The sequence below is a fragment of the Rathayibacter tanaceti genome (assembly GCF_001634385.1).
In the GTDB taxonomy this organism is placed as follows: Bacteria; Actinomycetota; Actinomycetes; order Actinomycetales; family Microbacteriaceae; genus Rathayibacter; species Rathayibacter tanaceti.
Window position 1 is genome coordinate 1 of sequence record NZ_LIIN01000064.1, and the last position, 17,340, is coordinate 17,340.

Here is a 17,340-nt window from a genome sequence, read left to right on the forward strand (position 1 = left end):
TGCTGCCTTTCTCGGGGGAGGAGGGGAAGGGGGCGCCTGCGATCCGCGCGACGCGGGCCTCGACGATCGCCGCGGCCCGCTCAAGGGCGCGGCGATCGTCGGCGTCGAGGTCGTCGAACAGCGGTGCGAGGGCGGCCTCGAGGCGGAGGCGGTGCTCGCGGAGGGCGTCGAAGCCGGCGGTGGTGCCCTCGATCAGCCAGGCCCTGCCGTCGCTCGTGTCGTGCACTCGACGGATCCAGTCGGCCTCGTCGAGTCGGGCGATGATGCCGGTCATCGTGGGCTGGGTGACGCGGACCCGCTCGGCGAGCTCGCCGAGGCGGACGGGGGAGGCGGTGCGCAGTTCGGCGAGTGTCGACCAGACGGCGCCGGACTGCGCACCGAGGCCGGTCGCGCCGCTCGAGCGGCCGGCGAACCGCGTGAGAGCGGTGGCGGCGGAGGCGAGTCGCACGGGGGCGCTGGAATCGGGCACGGCTATTAATATAGCATGCCTATGTAGTTTTGACAGCGAGGCGTCGCGATCGGGGCACTGTCTATCTCGACACTGTCTGTGACAAAATGACTCGCAATCCCTCGTTCAACGCGGCGATCACCGATGGAAAGAGTTGTCATGTCCCGAATCGAGACGCACCGGACAGAGCACGAGTACGACGTCGTCGTGATCGGAGCGGGCGCCACCGGGCTCACCGCGGCCGTGCGCCTCCACGAGCAGGGCCGCAGCGTCCTCGTCCTCGAGGCCCGCGAACGCGTCGGCGGCCGTCTCGAGACCCGCGTTATCGACGGGCAGATGCTCGAGCTCGGCGGGCAGTGGGTCTCGCCCGACCAGACCGCGCTGCTCGAGACGCTCGACGAGCTGGGCCTCGCGACCTACTCCCGGTACCGCGACGGCGAGAGCGTCTACATCGGCTCCGACGGCCGCGCCCGCCGCTTCACCGGCGACATCTTCCCCGGCACCGAGACGACCGAGTCCGAGATCTCGCGCCTGATCGAGCTGCTCGACCGCCTCGTGGTCGAGACCGATCCGGCCGCCCCGTGGGCGCATCCGCTCGCCCACGACTACGACCGCATCAGCTTCAGCGCGTGGCTCGAGCAGCAGACCGACGACGCGGAGGCGCGCGCCAACATCGCGCTGTTCGTCGCCGACGCCATGCTCACCAAGCCCGCGCACTCGTTCTCGCTGCTGCAGGCGCTGCTGATGGCGGCCAGCGCCGGCGGCTTCAGCCACCTCGTCGACGCCGACTTCATCCTCGACAAGCGCGTGCTCGGCGGCCTGCAGCGGGTGCCGGAGCTCCTGGCTCAGCGGCTCGGCGTCGAGCGGGTCGTGCTCGACGCGCCGGTCCGCTCCGTGCACTACGGGGAGGACGGCGTCGAGGTGCGCACCGACGACCGCACGGTGCGCGCCCGCCGCGCGATCGTCGCCGTGCCGCCCAACCTCGTCAACCGCATCGCGTTCGAGCCGCCGCTGCCGCGCCTGCGGCAGCAGTCGCTGCAGCACCAGTCGCTCGGCCTCGTGATCAAGGTGCACGCCAGCTACGCGACGCCGTTCTGGCGCGCCGACGGCCTCTCGGGCACGGCCTTCAGCCCGCACGCACTCGTGCACGAGCCTACGACAACTCCAACGCGGGGGAGGAGCGCGGCACCCTGGTCGGCTTCGTCTCGGACGAGAAGGCCGACAGGCTGCTCGCCCTGCCGGAAGCCGAGCGCAAGGCCGCGATCCTCGACTCGCTCGCCGCCTATTTCGGGCCGGCCGCACTCGATCCGGTCGTCTACTACGAGAGCGACTGGGCCGCCGAGGAGTGGACCCAGGGCGCCTACGCCGCCAGCTTCGACCTGGGCGGGCTCACCCGCTACGGCGCGCTGCAGCTCGAGCCGGTCGGCCCCCTCCGCTTCGGCTCGAGCGACCTCGCGGCCGAGGGCTACCAGCACGTCGACGGCGCGATCCGCGTCGGCCGGCGGCTGGCGCAGGAGATCATCGACGAGGACGGCGCGAGAATCGCTCCGGCCCACCACCGCGAAGGAGCACTGCCCGCATGAGCACCCACTACGCCGTGATCGACCCGGCCTCCGGCGCGACCCTCAGCGAGTACCCGACCGTCACCGACGGCGAGCTCACCGACGCGATCGGAGCCGCCCACGACGCGTACTCGACGTGGTCGCGCACCGTGCCCGTCGCGACCCGCACCGCCCTGATCGCGCGGGTCGCCGACCTGCACGTCGAGCGCGCCGACGCCCTCGCCGAGATCATCGTGCGCGAGATGGGCAAGCCGCTCAAGCAGGCCGCGGGCGAGGTCGCTTCGCGGCCGACATCTACCGCTACTACGCCGACAACGGCGAGACGTTCCTCGCCGACGAGCCCATCGAGCTGTCGGACGGCACCGGCTCCGCGTTCGTCCGTCGCGCCGGCCTCGGCGTGCTGCTGGGCATCATGCCGTGGAACTTCCCCTACTACCAGGTCGCCCGCTTCGCCGGCCCGAACATCGTCGCGGGCAATACGATCCTGCTCAAGCACGCGCCGCAGTGCCCGGAGTCGGCGGCCGCGATCGCGGACATCTTCCGCACCGCGGCCGAGGAGCTGGGCGCTCCCTCCGGCGTCTACGTGAACCTCTACGCGACCAACGACCAGGCCGCGACCGTGATCGCCGACCCGCGGGTGCAGGGCGTCTCGGTCACCGGCTCCGAGCGCGCCGGCGCGGCCGTCGCCGAGATCGCCGGGCGGCACCTCAAGAAGGTCGTGCTCGAGCTCGGCGGCTCCGACCCGTTCATCCTGCTGTCGACCGACGACCTCGACAAGGCGGTCGAGGACGCGGTCGCCGCCCGCCTCGACAACAACGGCCAGTCCTGCAACGCCGCCAAGCGCTTCATCGTCATCGACGACCTGTACGAGGCCTTCGCCGCCAAGTTCACGGAGGCGTTCACCGCGGCCCAGCCGGCCGACCCGTTCGCCGAGGGCACGCTGCTCGGCCCGCTCTCCTCCTCCGCCGCCACCTCGCGCCTCGAGCAGCAGCTCACGACCGCGCGCGAGCAGGGCGCGACCGTGCGTGCCAGCGGCGAGGTGACGGGCAACTTCTTCCCGCCCGCCGTCCTCGAGGACGTCACTCCCGAGATGAACGCCTACCGCGAGGAGTTCTTCGGCCCGGTCGCCGCGCTCTACCGGGTGCGCGACGAGGACGAGGCGATCGCCCTCGCGAACGACACCCCGTTCGGTCTCGGCTCGTACCTCTACACGACCGACTCCGAGCAGGCGCTGCGTCTCGCCGACCGGATCGACGCGGGCATGGTCTGGATCAACCTCGTCCTCGGCGACGCCGTCGAGCTGCCCTTCGGCGGCGTGAAGCGCTCGGGTACCGGCCGCGAGATGGGCCGCAGCGCCCTCGAGGAGTTCGTCAACAAGAAGCTCATCCGCATCGCGTGAGGGGCGGGAGTGCGCGCGGCAACCCCGCGCGCACCCGCCGAGGGCTGACTAGTGTCGAAGGGCGGCGCCCGCCGCCGCCTCGTCATCCCGGAAGGCCCCCTCCGCTGCGCGTGTTCGGCTGCCCCCACTGTGAGGCCCGCGTCGAGTTCGAGGACGCGGTGTGCCTCCGCTGCCGCACCGCGCTCGCCTACGACCTCGACCGCGACGAGCTCGCCGAGGCCTCGGGCCGGCAATCGTGCCGCTACCGCGACACCATCGGCTGCACCTGGCTGGCGGAGGAGGGGACCGGCGGCGCCTGCGCCTCCTGCGCCCTCACCGGCGTGCGCCCCGCGGTCTACGACGCGGCGACACTGAGCCAGCTGACCGTCGCCGAGTTCGCCAAGCGCCGCCTCGTGCGCCAGCTGCACCACCTCGACCTGCCCGTCGAGCGCCGCAGCGGCTCCACCGGGCTCACCTTCGAGCTGCTGTCGTCGGCGCAGGGACAGCACGTGACGACGGGTCACGCCGACGGAGTCGTCACCGTCGACCTCTCGGAGGGCAACGACGCGCACCGCGAGGCCCTCAAGGCGCGCCTCGGCGAGCCGTACCGGACGATGCTCGGCCACTTCCGCCACGAGATCGGCCACTACTACTGGCAGCTGCTGGTCGAGGGCACCGACCTGATCCCGGCGTTCCGGTCGCTGTTCGGCGACGAGCGCGCCGACTACGCGGCGGCGCTCGATACGCACTACTCCGGAGCTCGGGGAGCGAGGACTGGGCGCGCGAGCACATCTCGCAGTACGCGACGACCCACCCGTGGGAGGACTTCGCGGAGACGTTCGCCCACTATCTGCACATCGCCGACGCGCTCGAGACGACCGCCTCGGTCGGCATGACCATCGCCGGTCCGTGGGGACGACTCCCCGATTCGCTGGTCGGCAGCGTGCACGCCGTCGGTGCCGACCGGGTCTCGACGCTCGAGATGCCCGAGATCCTCGGTCGCTGGCACGGCTTCTCGCTCGCGCTCAACAGCGTGAACCGCTCGATGGGCAAGGACGACCTCTACCCGTTCGTCATCACTCCGGTGATCGCCGAGAAGCTGGCCTGGGTGCACGAGCTGGTGCGCCGCTCGGCCTGACGCCCCCGGGCCGACCTCCGGCTCGCATGACCCTGTTCGGCTCGCGGGACTTCGGCGACCGCACCGCGCTCCTCAAGCGGCTGAGCGAGGTCAGCATGGCCGAGCTGCTCGCGGCGCTGACCAGGGCGCAGGAGCAGGCGGCCGGGCGCTCGGCGGAGTCGAGCGCGGTGCTGATCGGAGGCGCCTACGTCGGCTACGCGGCCCGGTACCCCGAGCGCTTCCGCGTCATCTACGACCCCGAGGTCTGCGTCCCTGGGTCGCCGAGCGCCGCGATGGCCCCGCTGATCGACGGGGTCGAGGCGGTCCTCGCCACCGCGACCGCGTCCCTCCTGCCGGCCGACTCCTCCTCCGCGGCGGTCGCCGCCCTGACCACCGCCGTCTGGGGTGCGGTGCACGGTCTGGCCGAGCTCGTCGTCGCGGGCCACATCACCGAGGCGGAGGTCGAACCGGCGCTGCTCGCGCTCCTCGACCGCCGCTGATCCGTCCGCGCGACCTCAGTGGCGAAGCGGGGGCGTCCGACGCTCTGCCGCCGTCACTGCCCGACGCGGCCGTCGACGCACTCGCGGAGCAGGTCGGCGTGCCCGCAGTGCCGCGCGTACTCCTCGATGCGGTGCACCAGCAACTCGCGGATCGCGATGCCGTCGCGCCCGACCCGCTCGCCGAGGTCGGGGTGCTGGGCGATCGCGGCGTCGGTGTCCCGCTGCTCCCGCTGCAGCGACGCGAGCGCCTCGTCCACGACCTCCTGCTCGCCGACCGCACCGTCGAAGTCGGCGTCGCGACCTCCGTAGAGCTTCGAGGGAGGCGCGTCCGTGCTCAGCCAGCCGCGCCAGTCCCGCTCGACCTCCGCCAGATGGCGGAGGAGTCCGAGCAGCGACATCGTCGACGGCGGGACCGAGCGGCGGGCCAGCTGCTCCGGAGTGAGTCCGTCGCACTTCATGATCAGCGTGTGGCGGTAGGCCGAGAGGTAGTCCTCGAGGGTCGCCGGCTCGCCGTCGGGGCTCGTCCCCTCGCGAGGGTCGTCCTCCGGGTCGGTCCACATGTCGGGCTGCGTCGTCGCGCGGGTCCACCGCTCGGGCTGGTCGCTCATGCGTCCATCCTGCGCCTCTGGACGAGCGCTGAGACGGCCCAGCGCTCGGTGGGCGCCCACTCGCGGCACGGGTCCGACACGACTGGACGCCCACCGGGCGCGGCGGGCCGTCGGAGACCCGTCCGGCGTCCACTCGGGCACCGAACCGGCCGGGCCGCCCACGACGCTCAGCCCACCGTCGACAGCACTCCGCTGATGATCACGGCGATGATCGTCGTCCACGCGACGATCGCGATGCCCTGCCAGACCAGGATCCGCCCACGGCCGACTCCCGCCGCCGCGAGCATCGAGGCGGTGAACTGCGTCGGCAGCAGCAGCGGCCCGAGCAGGCTCACCCCGGGGACCCCGTAGCGCTCGAACGCCCGCTGGAACTTGGCCTTGCGCGGCGAGACCGCCGGCCGCTCCGGTGCCCCGCCCGCCATGGCCGCCACCCGCGTGCGGTTGACGACCGCCTGCCGTGCTCCCGAGCTCAGCAGCACCACGAGGGCGACGCAGGCGAAGTTGCCGACGATCGCCGCGAGGACCGCGATGACCGGGTTCACCCCGCCGATGATGCCGATGGTCGCGGCGCCCTCGCCCTCGACGAACGGGACGGCTCCGGCCGCCGCGACGATGAGGGGCTGCACGATGTCGGGCACCTCGGCGACGAGGTCCTGGAAGGTGGTGATGACGCTCATGACGTTCTCCTGCTGGTCGGGGACCGGGTGGTCCGTCTCGTGACTGACTCCAGCCCACCGGGGTCGCGGATCCGCGGGAAGTGCCCGTCCGTCACCGCCTCCCGGGCGCTTCGCACCTCGGACCCGTGACTTCTGTCACGCCCGTAGGGTGGCCTCGTGATCACCCGGACCGAGCCCGTGAGCGATGCCGAGCGGACGGCGCGCGGCACCCTGCAGCTGACCCGCAGCATCACCGCGACCTGGTGGTACACCGCCGGCGGCATCCTCTTCTTCGGCCTGATCCTGGTGCTCGTCTGGGTGCCGGCGCTCATCCTCTCGAGCCGGGGGACGGCCGCGGTGCTCGTGGTGGGCATCGGAGGCGTCGTCTGGACCCTCGCGCAGGTCCCGCTGCTGCTCGACTACCGCAACCGGCGCGGAGAGCCGCTCTCGATGCGCCGTCGTACCGCGTGGGCGCCGCTCGCCGTCGCCGTCGCCTACGGAGTCCTCGCCGGGGTCGCCTCGGGGATGTGGACCATCGCGGTCCTCCCGGTCGTGCAGATGCTCGTGCTGCTGCCCTGGGCCCCCGGCCTCCGTCGCCGGATCGTGCTCGCCGGGACGGTGCTGCTCGCCGCCCTCTGGTTCATCGATCTGCATGTCGCGCCGCTGACGGACGAGGGCGTGAGCAGCGCTCTCGTCGGCTTCTACTCGATCGCGTTGCCCTGGATGTCGGTGCTCTCGCTGTGGTGGTGGGACGTGCTGGTCTCGCTCGATCAGGCCCGAGCCTCCGAGGCGCGGCTCGGCGCCACGCAGGAGCGGCTGAGGGTCGCGACCGACGTGCACGACCTGCAGGGGCACCACCTGCAGGTGATCGCCCTGCAGCTCGAGCTCGCCGAGCGCCTGATGGCGCACGATCAGGAGGCGGCGCTCGCCCAGCTGCGCGCCGCCCGCACCAGCGTCGACGAGGCGCGGCAGGGCACGCGCGACCTGGCCACCCGGTTCCGCTCCGTCCCGCTCGGCGACGAGCTGGCCAATGCGGTCGATCTGCTGCGCGCGGCCGGAGTCGCGGCGGAGGCGGCCGTCGACCCCTCCGCCGATCTCGCCCCGGCCGACGTCCTCGGGCCGGTGGTGCGCGAGACGACCACCAACGTCCTCCGCCACGGCGGCGGCAAGTGGGCGCGGCTGTCGCTGCGACCGGAGGCGGGGGCCTGGCGGTTCACGATCGAGAACGACGCCGAGGCGGCCCCCGTCGAGGCCGACCACGGCGGTGGGGCGGGCCTCGAGGGCATCGGCCGCCGGGTCGCCGAGGCTGACGGCTCGCTCGACGTGCAGCACGGGGCCCGATCGTTCACCGTCGTCGTGACGGTGCCGGTGACGGGGGTCGCACGATGATCCGCGTGCTGATCGCCGACGACGAGGCGATGATCCGCTCGGCGCTGGCGTCGCTCCTGGGGCTCGAGGACGACATCGAGGTCGTCGCGCAGTGCGCCGACGGCGAGGAGGCGCTCGTCGAGGCCGCCCGCCTCGCCCCCGACATCTGCCTGCTCGACCTCGAGATGCCGGGGCTCGACGGCGTCGACGTCGCCGAGCGCCTGGTGCGGACGGTCGCGACGCGCTGCATCGTGGTCACCCGCCACGCGCGGCCGGGAGTGCTGCGGCGGGCGCTGGCCTCGGGTGTCTCGGGGTTCCTGCCCAAGTCGCGAGATGCGCACGAGGTCGCGGAGGTGATCCGCCGGGTCGCGGCGGGCGGCCGCTACGTCGATCCCGAGGTCGCGGCCGACGCGCTCAGCGACCAGCGCTGCCCGCTCACCGATCGCGAGCTCGACGTGCTCCGCGCGGGCCGCCGCGGCGAGACCACCGGCCAGATCGCGCGCGCCCTGTCGCTCGCCCCCGGCACGGTGCGCAACCACGTCTCGGCCGTGCTGGCGAAGCTCGCCGTCCGCACCCGCCAGCAGGCCGTCCTGCTCGCGGAGGAGCGCGGCTGGCTCTGACCGCGGCCTCCCGTCCGCGCTCTCCGCGCGAGGGAACCCCGAAGCGTCGAGGCGGCCACGGAGTACTGGCCCCCTCGACGGTCCGGGGTTCCCCCGGTGGAGCCGCCGCCCTACTTCTTCGTCAGCGACGACTCCTTGTGCGCGGCCTTCGCGTCGGTCTTGTCGCTCTGGACGATCCAGTACGGCTCGTCGTCCGAGGCCTTGAACGTCTGTCCCTCGAACTGGAACTCCTTCGTCCTCTTCTCGACGAGCTTCCCGTGGGTCTCGCCCTGGGAGGTGTTCCAGCTGATCTTGTCGCCCTTCTTCATGAGGAGCGTCCCTTCTCTTCGGTGTCGGTTCTTCTTCGTGTCGGTTCTTCTTCGTGTCGGGTCTTCGTCAGTGCCGGTTCTTCAGTGGCGCGGATGCGCCGTCTTCGCGTCGCGCGGGAGCGCGATCGTGGTGGTCACGTCGACGATCGCCGGAGTCGCGGGCGCCGAGGAGAAGCCGAAGCGCACGGGAGGCGACAGCGGCCGGAGCGATCCGAGGCCCGCTCCGTCGAGCGAGGCGTCGACCCCGAGGACGCCGCGGATCGCGCGCACCCCGTAGTACTCGCGGCGGCCGTTCCCGGCCGACCCCGCGGTGCTGACCCCGCGCACGAGCACGGAGGCGACCGGTGAGATCGCCGTCAGCCACCCGGGGTGCTCGGCGACGGGCCGCGGGACGACGCGCAGCAGCCGCCCGAGCGGTGTCAGGCCGCCGAGCCGCAGCGACACCTCGAGCGGCCCCGCCGAGACGGACAGCCCGCCGTGCACCCGCCGCCACGACACCGCCTCGATCCGCACGTCGTCGAACGAGTACGTCGAGGCGATGAACTCCGCGACCTCGTTTGACGGCGCGATCAGCATCCGGTGCCCGTCGCCGCGCTCGATCATCGCGTCCGCGAACGCGCCGTACGGAGTCGACTCCCAGAGCCCGAGCACCACGCGGGTGCCCGAGGCCGTGCCGAACCCCGCGATGCGCCCGCTGAAGCGCAGCCGCCGCGGGGCTCGGCCGGGCATCAGGCGGCCGAGCGCAGCAGCGTGAACGAGCCGTCGCGCACGATCAGCGTGGTGACCTCGCCCTCGACGACCTGCTCCGGGTCGCTGGAGGCGGCGAGCGTCCACTCGGCGCCCGGAGCCTCCGGGACAGTGAACTCGACGCCGTTCTCGGCCGCGTTCAGCAGCAGGGCGAAGCTCGCGCTGCCCTCGTGCGCGAACACGAAGGTGATCGAGCGGGCATCCGGGTTGTCCCAGTCCTCGTCGGCGAAGCCCTGCGCGTCCGAGCGGAGGATGTCGACCGTGTCGGGGCCGCCGTCGCCGGGGGCGCGGCGGAACCACCTCGGCTTCAGCGCCGGCTCGGCGGCGCGGAGCGCGATCAGCCCGCGGGTGAAGGCGAACAGCTCGCGGTCCGCGTTCTCCCAGTCGAACCACGAGATCTCATCGTCCTGGCAGTAGGCGTTGTTGTTGCCGCCCTGGGATCGGGCGATCTCGTCGCCCCCCAGGATCATCGGCACGCCGGCCGAGAGCAGCAGCGTCGCGAGGAAGTTGCGGCGCATGCGGGCGCGACGCTCGTTCACCGCCTCGTTGTCGGTCGGGCCCTCTGCACCGTTGTTGGAGGAGCGGTTGTCGCTCTCGCCGTCGTTGTTGTCCTCGCCGTTGGCCGCATTGTGCTTGCGCGAGTAGGAGGTGAGGTCGGCGAGGGTGAAGCCGTCGTGCGCCGTGACGAAGTTGACGCTCGAGAGCGGCGAGCGGCGGTCGGCCTCGTAGACGTCGGGCGAGCCGAGCACACGCTGCGCAGTCGTGCCGAGCACCGAGTCCGCGCCGTGCCAGAAATCGCGCACGTCGTCGCGGAACTTCCCGTTCCACTCCGACCAGTCCGCGGGGAACCCGCCGACCTGGTAGCCGGCGGTGTCCCACGGCTCCGCGATCATCTTCACCGGCGCGAGCACCGGGTCCTGCGCGATCAGGTCGAGGAACGCGCTGTGCACCTCGGCCTCGCCGGTCTGGCGGGTCAGCGTGGTAGCGAGGTCGAAGCGGAACCCGTCGACGTGCATCTCGGTCACCCAGTAGCGCAACGAGTCCATGATCAGGCCGAGCGCGGCCGGGTGGGCGACGTTGAGGCTGTTGCCGGTGCCCGTGGTGTCGAAGTAGTGGGCTCGGTCCCCCTCCACCAGGCGGTAGTAGGAGCCGTTGTCGATGCCCTTGAACGAGAGCGTCGGGCCCTTGTCGTTGCCCTCGGCGGTGTGGTTGTACACCACGTCGAGGATGACCTCGAGCCCGGCCTCGTGGAACGCCTTCACCATGGCCTTGAACTCGTCCACCTGCGAGCCGTCGTCGCCCGAGTGCGAGTACTCGTTGTGCGGGGCGAAGAAGCCGAGGGAGTTGTAGCCCCAGTAGTTGCGCAGGCCCTTCTCCTCGAGGTGCGAGTCCTGCACGAACTGGTGCACGGGCAGCAGCTCGACCGAGGTCACGCCGAGGTCGGTGAAGTGCTTGATCGCGGCGGGGTGCGCGAGGCCGCGGTAGGTGCCGCGGATGTCCTCCGGCACGTCCGGGTGCAGCTTCGTGAAGCCCTTCACGTGCACTTCGTAGACGACGGTGTCCTCGAGCGGGATCCGTGGTGCGGTGTCTCCGGCCCAGTCGAAGGAGTGCGGGTCGGTGACCACGCAGCGGGGGACGGCGGGGGCGGAGTCGGCGTCGTTGCGCCTGTCGGCGTCCTCGTAGAACTGACCGAACACATCCTCGGACCAGGTGTAGGAGCCCTCGATCGCCGTCGCATGCGGGTCGAGCAGCAGCTTGGCAGCATTGTGCCGGAGCCCGTTGGCCGGGTCCCACGGGCCGTCGACGCGCAGCCCGTACCGGGTGCCGACGCGCAGACCGGGGACGATGCCGTGGAAGACGTGCCCCGTGCGCTCGGTCAGGGCGACGCGGGTCTCTGCTCCGGTCTCGTCGAAGAGGCAGATCTCGACGCTGTCCGCGGTCTCGGAGTAGACGGCGGCGTTCGCCTCGGCGTCGCCGCGGAGGAAGACGCCGAGGGGGTACGGGAAGGAGCAGGGGGATGCGGGCATGCGACCATCCTGTCCGGGCGGGTCGGGGCGCTTCTCGCCCTTGTCCGGGCGGGCGGCTGCCGCTAACCTCCCCTGCCCGCCTCAGCTCAGCTCAGCCGAGTCGTCCGCGGTGAACACGATCTTGCCCAGGGTGCGCTGGGATCCGGCCGCTCGGCGCGAGAGCACGTCGACGATCTCCTCGAGCGGATGCACGGCACCCGGCTCCGGCCGCAGCTCGCCCGAGCCGGCCAGCGAGATCGCCCGCCCGATCCGCTCGGCCGTCGCCTCCACGATCAGATTGCGCACTCGCGGCCGGCCGCGCCGGAGCACGCCGACGGCCTGGGCGACGAGTGCGGGGCCGCTGGGCACGAGGGTCGCGATGCGGCCGCCGTCGGCGAGCAGGATCGCTGCGTCGTCGGCGGGCAGGTGCCCCGAGACGTCGACCACGGCGTCGAAGCGGCCGGCCAGCACACTCAGGTCGAGCGCGCGGTAGTCGTGCGGTTCTGCGCCGAGGCCGCGCAGGGTCTCGGCGGAGGCGGCCGAGCCGGTCGCAGAGACGACACAGCCCGCGCGCAGCAGCAGCTGGATGGTGATGGTCCCGATGGCTCCGGAGCCGCCGCCCACCAGGATCCGTTCGCCGGCACGCGCGCGCAGCGCGTCCACCAGACCGATCGCGGTGCCTCCCGACATCGCCAGGGTCACCGCCTGCACGAAGTCGAGGGAGTCGGGGATCGGCACGAGCGCGCTGCTGCGCGCGAGGGAGGCGTCGGCGAAGGCGTCGCCCTCGCGGGTCATCCCGACGACCCGGTCGCCGATCGCGACGGAGTGCGCGCCCGGGCCGAGCGCCTCCACGGTGCCCGCGACGTCGAGCCCGAAGCCGTAGGGGCGGGAGCGGCCGATGGTCATGATCCGAGCGGAGCCGGCCAGGATCTTCTCGTCGGTCGCGTTGATGCTCGCCGCGCGGGTCCGGACGAGGACCTCGCCGCGGCCCGGCATGGGCACCGGGGCCTCGCGCCACGAGAGCAGGTCGGGCCCGCCGAACCTGTCGTACCCGAGTCGTCGCATGTCACTCCCGTCGTCCGTGATCGCCCTCCGAGCCTAGGGCGTGGCGGCTGGACGGCCGGCTCACGGCCGCCGGGGAACCCCCTCCGCGGCCCGGACGCCCGGTGCTACCGTGGCGGCCATGAGCGCTGACCAGAGCCCCGAGTTTGCCGGCTTCGAGGGCACGCCCTCGGTCGAGGTCGAGGAGGTCGGTGACGTCCGCCCCGCCGACTCCGAGGTGGAGGAGAACACGACGCCCGACGAGAGCCGCGACCCCGATCACGGATACGACCCCCGGAGCGAGAGCGGTTCCGAGAGTGCACCCGAGGACGAGGTGGGCCCGAACGAGGACGAGGAGGGCCTCCTCGCGCCCGGCAGCACGGCCGAGGGTGCGGGCACCTCGCTCGGCGCGGTGCCCGCGGAGGCGCGGAGGGGCGCCGAGCCCCTCGGCGAGGAGTCGAGCCCCGGTACTCCGGGCCAACTCGCGGACGAGCGCTGGCGCACCAACGGGGTCGACCCGCTAGCCTGACGGGCCCGCCGGCATCGGCGGGCGTCCAGGAAGTACTCCGGTCGCTCGGAGGAGGCGTCGGGGCGGGCGCCGTAGCGTGCCGGGAGCGCGGCATGACGGCCGCGCGGACGGGAAGTCCCATGTCGTTGTTCCTGAACCGCACTCGTGAGGTCCGCTGGACCGAGGATGAGCGACGGGCGCTGGCCGAGGCCGTCGCCGAGGACCGGGCCGCGACCTGGCGGGCCGTCGGCGCCCTGGACCGCACGGTGGTCGTGTCGACCGAGGATCCCGGTACCCGCGGCGGCGCGCGCTGGCCGACCGACCACCGAGCCTTCCTCCGCATCGACCGCGGCCCGTCCGTCGTGCTCGCGACCGACGGCCTCAGCGACCCCTTCGACCGGCTCGCGAGCCCGGGCACCGGGCTCGGTCTCGAGCTCTGCCTCGAGACCTCCGCGGTCCGCGGTGTCCCCACCGCCGATCTCTGGGACCACTGGCACTTCCGCGTGCTCTACGAGGCGGCTCGCCGCGCAGCACTCCAGGGAGTCTGCTGCCGCTCCGGCGTCGACACCGCCCGCCTCTCCGGCGTGGAGGCGCCCGCGTCGTGGACCGACGCGCAGGGTGCCGTCGGCGTGCTGCTCGGCCTCCGCAGCCCGGAGCTGCCCGAGCGCCTCGAGCTGGCGACCGGCGACGCCGATCTGGTGACCGTCACTCCGCTGCACCCGCAGGAGTACGCGTGGGCCGAGGTCGACGCGACCGCCCGCGCCGAGATCGCCACCCGCCTCCGCGCTCTGCCGCACGAGGAGCTCGTGCACACCGCCCGGCCGCTCGTGGTCTGAGCCCGCCGCCGGGACTCCGGCAGCAGCAGGACGTCGCGGGTGCCCCGCGCCACCTCCGCCGGAAACGACGGACGCCCCGCCGACCGGATCCGGGGATCCTGGTCGACGGGGCGTCGGAAGTCGGAGATTACTCGCCGACGCCGCGGATGTTCGCGGCCTGCGGGCCCTTGCGGCCCTGCTCGACGTCGTACTCGACGTGCTGGTTCTCGACGAGCTCGCGGTAGCCCTGCTTCGCGATGGCGGAGAAGTGCGCGAACACGTCGGCGCCTCCGTCGTCGGGAGCGATGAAGCCGAAGCCCTTTTCGGAGTTGAACCACTTAACGGTGCCAGTAGGCATGTCTTTTCCTTACGTGATGGTGACGACGGCCGGAGCCGACGTCGTCAGATTCCGCACGACTGTGCGGTACCCGCTCGACTCCTCCTCCGCGCGGATGAACACACGCGTCGGATGGGAACCGCTCGGGTCGTCTAGGGTGCTGAGCGCTGGCCTCCACGGGGGAGGACGACTCTGCGGGGGAGAACGTCCCGTCCGCCGACGGAGTCGGTGGGACGGGGGTCGAACGAGGAACGGCGCGGCTTCCGCGGCGTCCTGTGAAAGGCGGTACCCGCGTGCGAGACGGGCGTTCGAACCGGGGGATCGAGGAGGATGCTCTCGATCGATGCGGTCTCTATCAGGGGCTGAGTCTCTTCGTCTTGCGACTTCTCAGCCGTGGAATTCGGGCGATCGCCCAGGAGATGACTCGACTCTACGGGATCATCGACCCCGAGCGCGACCGCCGCGCGTCACACAGCGTCGTTTTCGCGGCCGATCGGCGCTCGGTTCATCCCCCGGGCGGCTCAGACGGTCTCTGCGCGTTTCTGCCGGGCCGGCTCCGCGGGCGAGTCCTGACCGTTCCAGATCGAGACGATGCCCCAGACGACCGCGGCGATCGGCACGGCCAGCACGGCTCCCACGATGCCCGCCAGCACGGTCCCGACGGTCAGCGCGATGAGCACGATCAGGGGGTGCAGCTTGAGCGAGCGCGCCATCACCACCGGCTGGAGGAAGTTCCCCTCAAGCTGGTTGACGCCGATCACGACGAGGATCACGATCAGCGCGGCCACCGGGCCGTTCGCGACCAGGGCGACCAGGGCCGCCAGGACGCCCGCCGCCGTCGCTCCGACGATCGGGATGAACGCCGTGAGGAAGACGATGACCGCCAGCGGGATCGCCAGCGGCACCTGGATGATCGCCAGCGCGACTCCGATGCCCCCGGCGTCGACCGCGGCCACGGTCGCCGTGCCGCGGACGTAGCCGCCCAGCACGTCGACGGTCTTCGCGCCGACCCGCTTCGCGCGCTCGTAGCCCGAGCCGGTGAAGGGGCGCAGGAGGAACTCCCAGATCTTCGGCCCGTCCTTCATGAAGAAGAAGAGCACGACGATCATCAGCACCAGACCGGTGAGGAAATTGGCGGCCGCCGAGACTCCGGCCAGTGCGCCGCTGCCGAAGGAACTCGAGGTCAGGAAGTCGACGACCGTCTGCCGAGCGTCCTCGATCTGCTCGTCCGTGATCTGGAACGGCAGGTGCTGCACATAGTCCTGGAGCGAGGTGATGCCGTCGGAGGCGCTGCTCACCAGCTCGTCCCACTGATTGCGGACCGCGACGGTGATCAGCCAGGCGACCGCGCCCAGGACCGCCAGCAGCCCGATCAGGGCGAGCCACGTCGCGAGGATCGAGGGAACGCCCTTCCGTCGCATCCAGGCCAGGACGGGGTGGATCGCCGACGCGAGGATCAGCGCGATCATCACGGGGATGAGCACGAGCGTCAGCTGCGTCATGGCGTAGACGATCCCGACGGCCAGGACGAGCACGATGATCAGCTGGAGGCAGCGGAACGCGAATCGGCCGAGGCCGTCGCTCCACACCTTCTGCCGTTGATCGGGTGCGACGGTCGAGGGGTCGTTGCGGTCGAAGAAGCCCATAGGGGGACGGTATCGGCTCACCCGCTGCTCGCGTGCCTCCTTGACGCCGTGGGCGCACCCGCGCGTGTCGGCATCTGGGCGTGGCGCCCGCGGGGGTGCGGTGGGTGCGGATCCCGTTGCGCGGGACGCCTACAGGAGAGCGGAACTACCTAGGCGCGCCGTCGATAGAGCGAGGACCGTTGCGGGTGCGACGGATCCCGCACTACAGTCACCCTGTTCATGCACACGCATGGGGTGCGGCACCCGAAGCCGCGCTGCAGCGTCGTGCTCGGAGCAGACGCCGCCGCCGGGATGGATGACGCCTCTCCCTCCCGGCGGGAGGCGGACCGTGCGGTCGTCCCGCCGGTCAGGCGGGGACGCGCACCGTGAGCCCGCCCGGCTCGATCCAGGTGCGGAACGCCGAGGTCGAGCCGAAGGAATCGCCGTCGAGTTCGATCTCCTGCTCGTGATCGAGGCGCACCGTGAGGTCGCGACCCTTCACGTAGCGCAGGGCGGCCACCTCCTTGGTCAACCCCATCAGCTTCGCTCCCACCACGCCGCTGCGGCGCAGGATCCCGTTCTCCCAGACGACCTTGACGATGATCTGCACCCAGCCGAAGAACCCCTCCGGCCGCAACAGCACGATGTCGAACTCCCCGTCGTCGACGGCGGCGTCCGGCAGCAGGAGGATGTTCGCGGGCAGCGCTCCGCAGTTGCCCACGATGATCGTGTGGGCGCGCACCCGGCGGGTCTTCGAGTCGTCGAGGCGGTAGCGGAACTCGAGCTGGTTCTTGTCGAGCAGCGCCTTGCGCAGGGCGTCCACGTACGCGAGCCAGCCGGCGCGCTTCTTGAGGTCGTCGTCGGTGTTCGCGAGCATCTTCGCGTCGAGCCCGAGGCCCGCCATCACGACGTAGGCGCGGTGGTCGCGGCCCTTCGCCGTCTCGATGTCGATCAGGCCGATGTCGATCGCGCGGTCCTTCCCCGAGAACGCGACGGCGAGGGAGTTGTCGATGTCGTCGAGCGTGAGGTTAAGGTTGCGGGCGAGCAGGTTGCCGGTGCCAGAGGGCAGCAGGGCGAGAGAGGCGTCGGAGCCGCGCAGCGCCTCCGCGACCACGCGCACCGTCCCGTCGCCGCCGGCCGCGATGACCACGTCGACCCCAGCCGCCAGCGCCTCCCTGGTCTGCCCGGCTCCGGGATCCTCGACGGACGTCTCGAACCAGAGCGTCTCGGCCCAGCCGGCGTCGGCCTCGGCGCGCGAGACAGCGGCCTTGACCCGCTCGAGGTCGACCTTGACCGGGTTGTAGACGAGGGCGGCGCGACGTGGCTCGGGCGTTCCGTGCTCGGAGGCCGTTGCGGGTTCGGGAGTCGGCGCGGACGCCGGGGCCGCCTCAGGCACCGGAGTCGTCCTGGGCCTCGTCGCCGTTCTCCTCCACGCGGCCGGGGCGCACGGCCGCGTCCTCGCGGATGTCGATGCGAGTGTCGCCCGCCGCGGTCGTCGAGACGTCGATGCGGGGTGCCGCGTCGGCCTCCGTGGCCTTCGGGGCGCTGGTCAGCTGGTCGTGGCGGTCGTCCGCGCTCTGGTCGCTCATGCCAGGACGGTAGCAGCGGGCGATCCGCGCCCGCGCGGGCTTGCGGCCGTGCGCGGCGTCGGTGGGGACTCCGCCTCCCGAGGGCTTCGCCCGGCCGCGCCCGGCGT

The 17,340-nt window shown here is 72.1% G+C and carries 18 protein-coding genes and 2 pseudogenes; 9 read left to right on the plus strand and 11 right to left on the minus strand.

The annotated features are described in order from the left end of the window. Nucleotides 1-469 (minus strand): MarR family winged helix-turn-helix transcriptional regulator (locus tag ACH61_RS09140; protein ID WP_153038828.1); only part of this gene is annotated, 469 nt, incomplete at its 3' end. A 138-nt stretch (nt 470-607) separates the two neighbouring features. Between ACH61_RS09140 and ACH61_RS16310 the strand changes: the two are divergent. The 5 genes and pseudogenes from ACH61_RS16310 (at nt 608) to ACH61_RS09165 (ending at nt 5,005) form a co-directional block, all read left to right on the plus strand. Next, nucleotides 608-2,031: pseudogene (locus ACH61_RS16310) on the plus strand (flavin monoamine oxidase family protein). Further along, nucleotides 2,028-3,334, plus strand: a pseudogene (locus tag ACH61_RS09155) (aldehyde dehydrogenase family protein); the annotation flags it as partial. The pseudogenes ACH61_RS16310 and ACH61_RS09155, both read left to right, overlap by 4 nt. 185 nt (nt 3,335-3,519) lie before the next feature. Continuing rightward, complete coding sequence (locus ACH61_RS09160; protein WP_201787595.1) at nt 3,520-4,284, plus strand: putative zinc-binding metallopeptidase; 765 nt, start codon at nt 3,520-3,522, stop codon at nt 4,282-4,284. Next, complete coding sequence (locus ACH61_RS18850) at nt 4,179-4,526, plus strand: putative zinc-binding metallopeptidase (RefSeq protein ID WP_201787596.1); 348 nt, start codon at nt 4,179-4,181, stop codon at nt 4,524-4,526. Before ACH61_RS09160 ends, ACH61_RS18850 begins: the two co-directional genes overlap by 106 nt. Nucleotides 4,527-4,552: 26 nt before the next feature. After that, a complete protein-coding gene (locus ACH61_RS09165; protein WP_068211388.1) occupies nt 4,553-5,005 on the plus strand; it encodes a TetR-like C-terminal domain-containing protein in 453 nt (150 codons plus the stop codon). Nucleotides 5,006-5,058: 53 nt separating this feature from the next. Here ACH61_RS09165 and ACH61_RS09170 read toward each other — a convergent pair whose 3' ends face one another. Then, the gene (locus tag ACH61_RS09170) at nt 5,059-5,613 is read right to left on the minus strand and encodes a DinB family protein (RefSeq protein ID WP_068211391.1); all 555 of its coding nucleotides are present in this window, start codon (nt 5,611-5,613) and stop codon (nt 5,059-5,061) included. Between the two features lie 167 nt (nt 5,614-5,780). After that, nucleotides 5,781-6,290 carry a small multidrug efflux protein gene (locus ACH61_RS09175; protein ID WP_068211394.1) on the minus strand — a complete coding sequence of 170 codons (510 nt, stop codon included), beginning with the start codon at nt 6,288-6,290 and terminating at the stop codon, nt 5,781-5,783. A 156-nt stretch (nt 6,291-6,446) separates the two neighbouring features. Between ACH61_RS09175 and ACH61_RS09180 the strand changes: the two genes are divergently transcribed. Both ACH61_RS09180 and ACH61_RS09185 read left to right on the plus strand, forming a co-directional pair. Next, a complete protein-coding gene (locus tag ACH61_RS09180) occupies nt 6,447-7,658 on the plus strand; it encodes a sensor histidine kinase (RefSeq protein ID WP_236713611.1) in 1,212 nt (403 codons plus the stop codon). Beyond that, the gene (locus ACH61_RS09185) at nt 7,655-8,257 is read left to right on the plus strand and encodes a response regulator transcription factor (RefSeq protein ID WP_068211397.1); all 603 of its coding nucleotides are present in this window, start codon (nt 7,655-7,657) and stop codon (nt 8,255-8,257) included. Before ACH61_RS09180 ends, ACH61_RS09185 begins: the two co-directional genes overlap by 4 nt. A 110-nt stretch (nt 8,258-8,367) precedes the next feature. Here the strand turns inward: ACH61_RS09185 and ACH61_RS09190 are convergent, their stop codons facing one another. The 4 genes from ACH61_RS09190 to ACH61_RS09205 all read right to left on the minus strand — a co-directional run bounded on the left by ACH61_RS09190 (nt 8,368) and on the right by ACH61_RS09205 (nt 12,383). Continuing rightward, entirely contained in the window at nt 8,368-8,565 is a 198-nt protein-coding gene (locus ACH61_RS09190; protein ID WP_068211401.1) for a hypervirulence associated TUDOR domain-containing protein, read from the minus strand. Between the two features lie 81 nt (nt 8,566-8,646). Next, the gene (locus tag ACH61_RS09195) at nt 8,647-9,294 is read right to left on the minus strand and encodes a hypothetical protein (RefSeq protein WP_068211403.1); all 648 of its coding nucleotides are present in this window, start codon (nt 9,292-9,294) and stop codon (nt 8,647-8,649) included. Beyond that, nucleotides 9,294-11,339 carry a glycogen debranching protein GlgX gene (gene glgX, locus ACH61_RS09200; protein WP_068211406.1) on the minus strand — a complete coding sequence of 682 codons (2,046 nt, stop codon included), beginning with the start codon at nt 11,337-11,339 and terminating at the stop codon, nt 9,294-9,296. The genes ACH61_RS09195 and glgX overlap by 1 nt, the downstream gene beginning before the upstream one ends. A gap of 81 nt (nt 11,340-11,420) precedes the next feature. Then, the gene (locus ACH61_RS09205; protein WP_068211409.1) at nt 11,421-12,383 is read right to left on the minus strand and encodes an NADP-dependent oxidoreductase; all 963 of its coding nucleotides are present in this window, start codon (nt 12,381-12,383) and stop codon (nt 11,421-11,423) included. A gap of 118 nt (nt 12,384-12,501) precedes the next feature. Here ACH61_RS09205 and ACH61_RS09210 point away from each other — a divergent pair, with 118 nt between their 5' ends. Together ACH61_RS09210 and ACH61_RS09215 are read left to right on the plus strand one after the other, a co-directional pair. Further along, entirely contained in the window at nt 12,502-12,888 is a 387-nt protein-coding gene (locus ACH61_RS09210) for a relaxase family protein (RefSeq protein WP_068211412.1), read from the plus strand. 119 nt (nt 12,889-13,007) lie between these two features. Next, nucleotides 13,008-13,703 (plus strand): hypothetical protein, encoded by a 696-nt coding sequence (locus ACH61_RS09215; RefSeq protein WP_068211415.1) that lies wholly within the window; start codon nt 13,008-13,010, stop codon nt 13,701-13,703. 127 nt (nt 13,704-13,830) lie between these two features. On the opposite strand, the gene ACH61_RS09220 is transcribed toward ACH61_RS09215, so the two are convergent. The 4 genes from ACH61_RS09220 to ACH61_RS09235 all read right to left on the minus strand — a co-directional run. After that, nucleotides 13,831-14,040 (minus strand): cold-shock protein, encoded by a 210-nt coding sequence (locus tag ACH61_RS09220; RefSeq protein WP_055786246.1) that lies wholly within the window; start codon nt 14,038-14,040, stop codon nt 13,831-13,833. A 500-nt stretch (nt 14,041-14,540) separates the two neighbouring features. Beyond that, the gene (locus tag ACH61_RS09225; RefSeq protein ID WP_068211418.1) at nt 14,541-15,665 is read right to left on the minus strand and encodes an AI-2E family transporter; all 1,125 of its coding nucleotides are present in this window, start codon (nt 15,663-15,665) and stop codon (nt 14,541-14,543) included. 346 nt (nt 15,666-16,011) lie between these two features. Continuing rightward, a complete protein-coding gene (locus ACH61_RS09230) occupies nt 16,012-17,040 on the minus strand; it encodes a diacylglycerol/lipid kinase family protein (RefSeq protein ID WP_068211420.1) in 1,029 nt (342 codons plus the stop codon). Then, on the minus strand, nt 17,033-17,340 hold a 308-nt coding region (locus ACH61_RS09235; protein ID WP_236713612.1), incomplete at its 5' end, for a hypothetical protein. The genes ACH61_RS09235 and ACH61_RS09230, both read right to left, overlap by 8 nt.

Bases quoted from the DNA above. Each gene is read 5' to 3' on its own strand.
- ACH61_RS09165 (WP_068211388.1), top strand. From the start codon at position 4,553: ATGACCCTGTTCGGCTCGCGGGACTTCGGCGACCGCACCGCGCTCCTC.
- ACH61_RS09170 (WP_068211391.1), bottom strand. From the start codon at position 5,613: ATGAGCGACCAGCCCGAGCGGTGGACCCGCGCGACGACGCAGCCCGAC.
- ACH61_RS09175 (WP_068211394.1), bottom strand. From the start codon at position 6,290: ATGAGCGTCATCACCACCTTCCAGGACCTCGTCGCCGAGGTGCCCGAC.
- ACH61_RS09185 (WP_068211397.1), top strand. From the start codon at position 7,655: ATGATCCGCGTGCTGATCGCCGACGACGAGGCGATGATCCGCTCGGCG.
- ACH61_RS09190 (WP_068211401.1), bottom strand. From the start codon at position 8,565: ATGAAGAAGGGCGACAAGATCAGCTGGAACACCTCCCAGGGCGAGACC.
- ACH61_RS09195 (WP_068211403.1), bottom strand. From the start codon at position 9,294: ATGCCCGGCCGAGCCCCGCGGCGGCTGCGCTTCAGCGGGCGCATCGCG.
- glgX (WP_068211406.1), bottom strand. From the start codon at position 11,339: ATGCCCGCATCCCCCTGCTCCTTCCCGTACCCCCTCGGCGTCTTCCTC.
- ACH61_RS09205 (WP_068211409.1), bottom strand. From the start codon at position 12,383: ATGCGACGACTCGGGTACGACAGGTTCGGCGGGCCCGACCTGCTCTCG.
- ACH61_RS09210 (WP_068211412.1), top strand. From the start codon at position 12,502: ATGAGCGCTGACCAGAGCCCCGAGTTTGCCGGCTTCGAGGGCACGCCC.
- ACH61_RS09215 (WP_068211415.1), top strand. From the start codon at position 13,008: ATGTCGTTGTTCCTGAACCGCACTCGTGAGGTCCGCTGGACCGAGGAT.
- ACH61_RS09220 (WP_055786246.1), bottom strand. From the start codon at position 14,040: ATGCCTACTGGCACCGTTAAGTGGTTCAACTCCGAAAAGGGCTTCGGC.
- ACH61_RS09225 (WP_068211418.1), bottom strand. From the start codon at position 15,665: ATGGGCTTCTTCGACCGCAACGACCCCTCGACCGTCGCACCCGATCAA.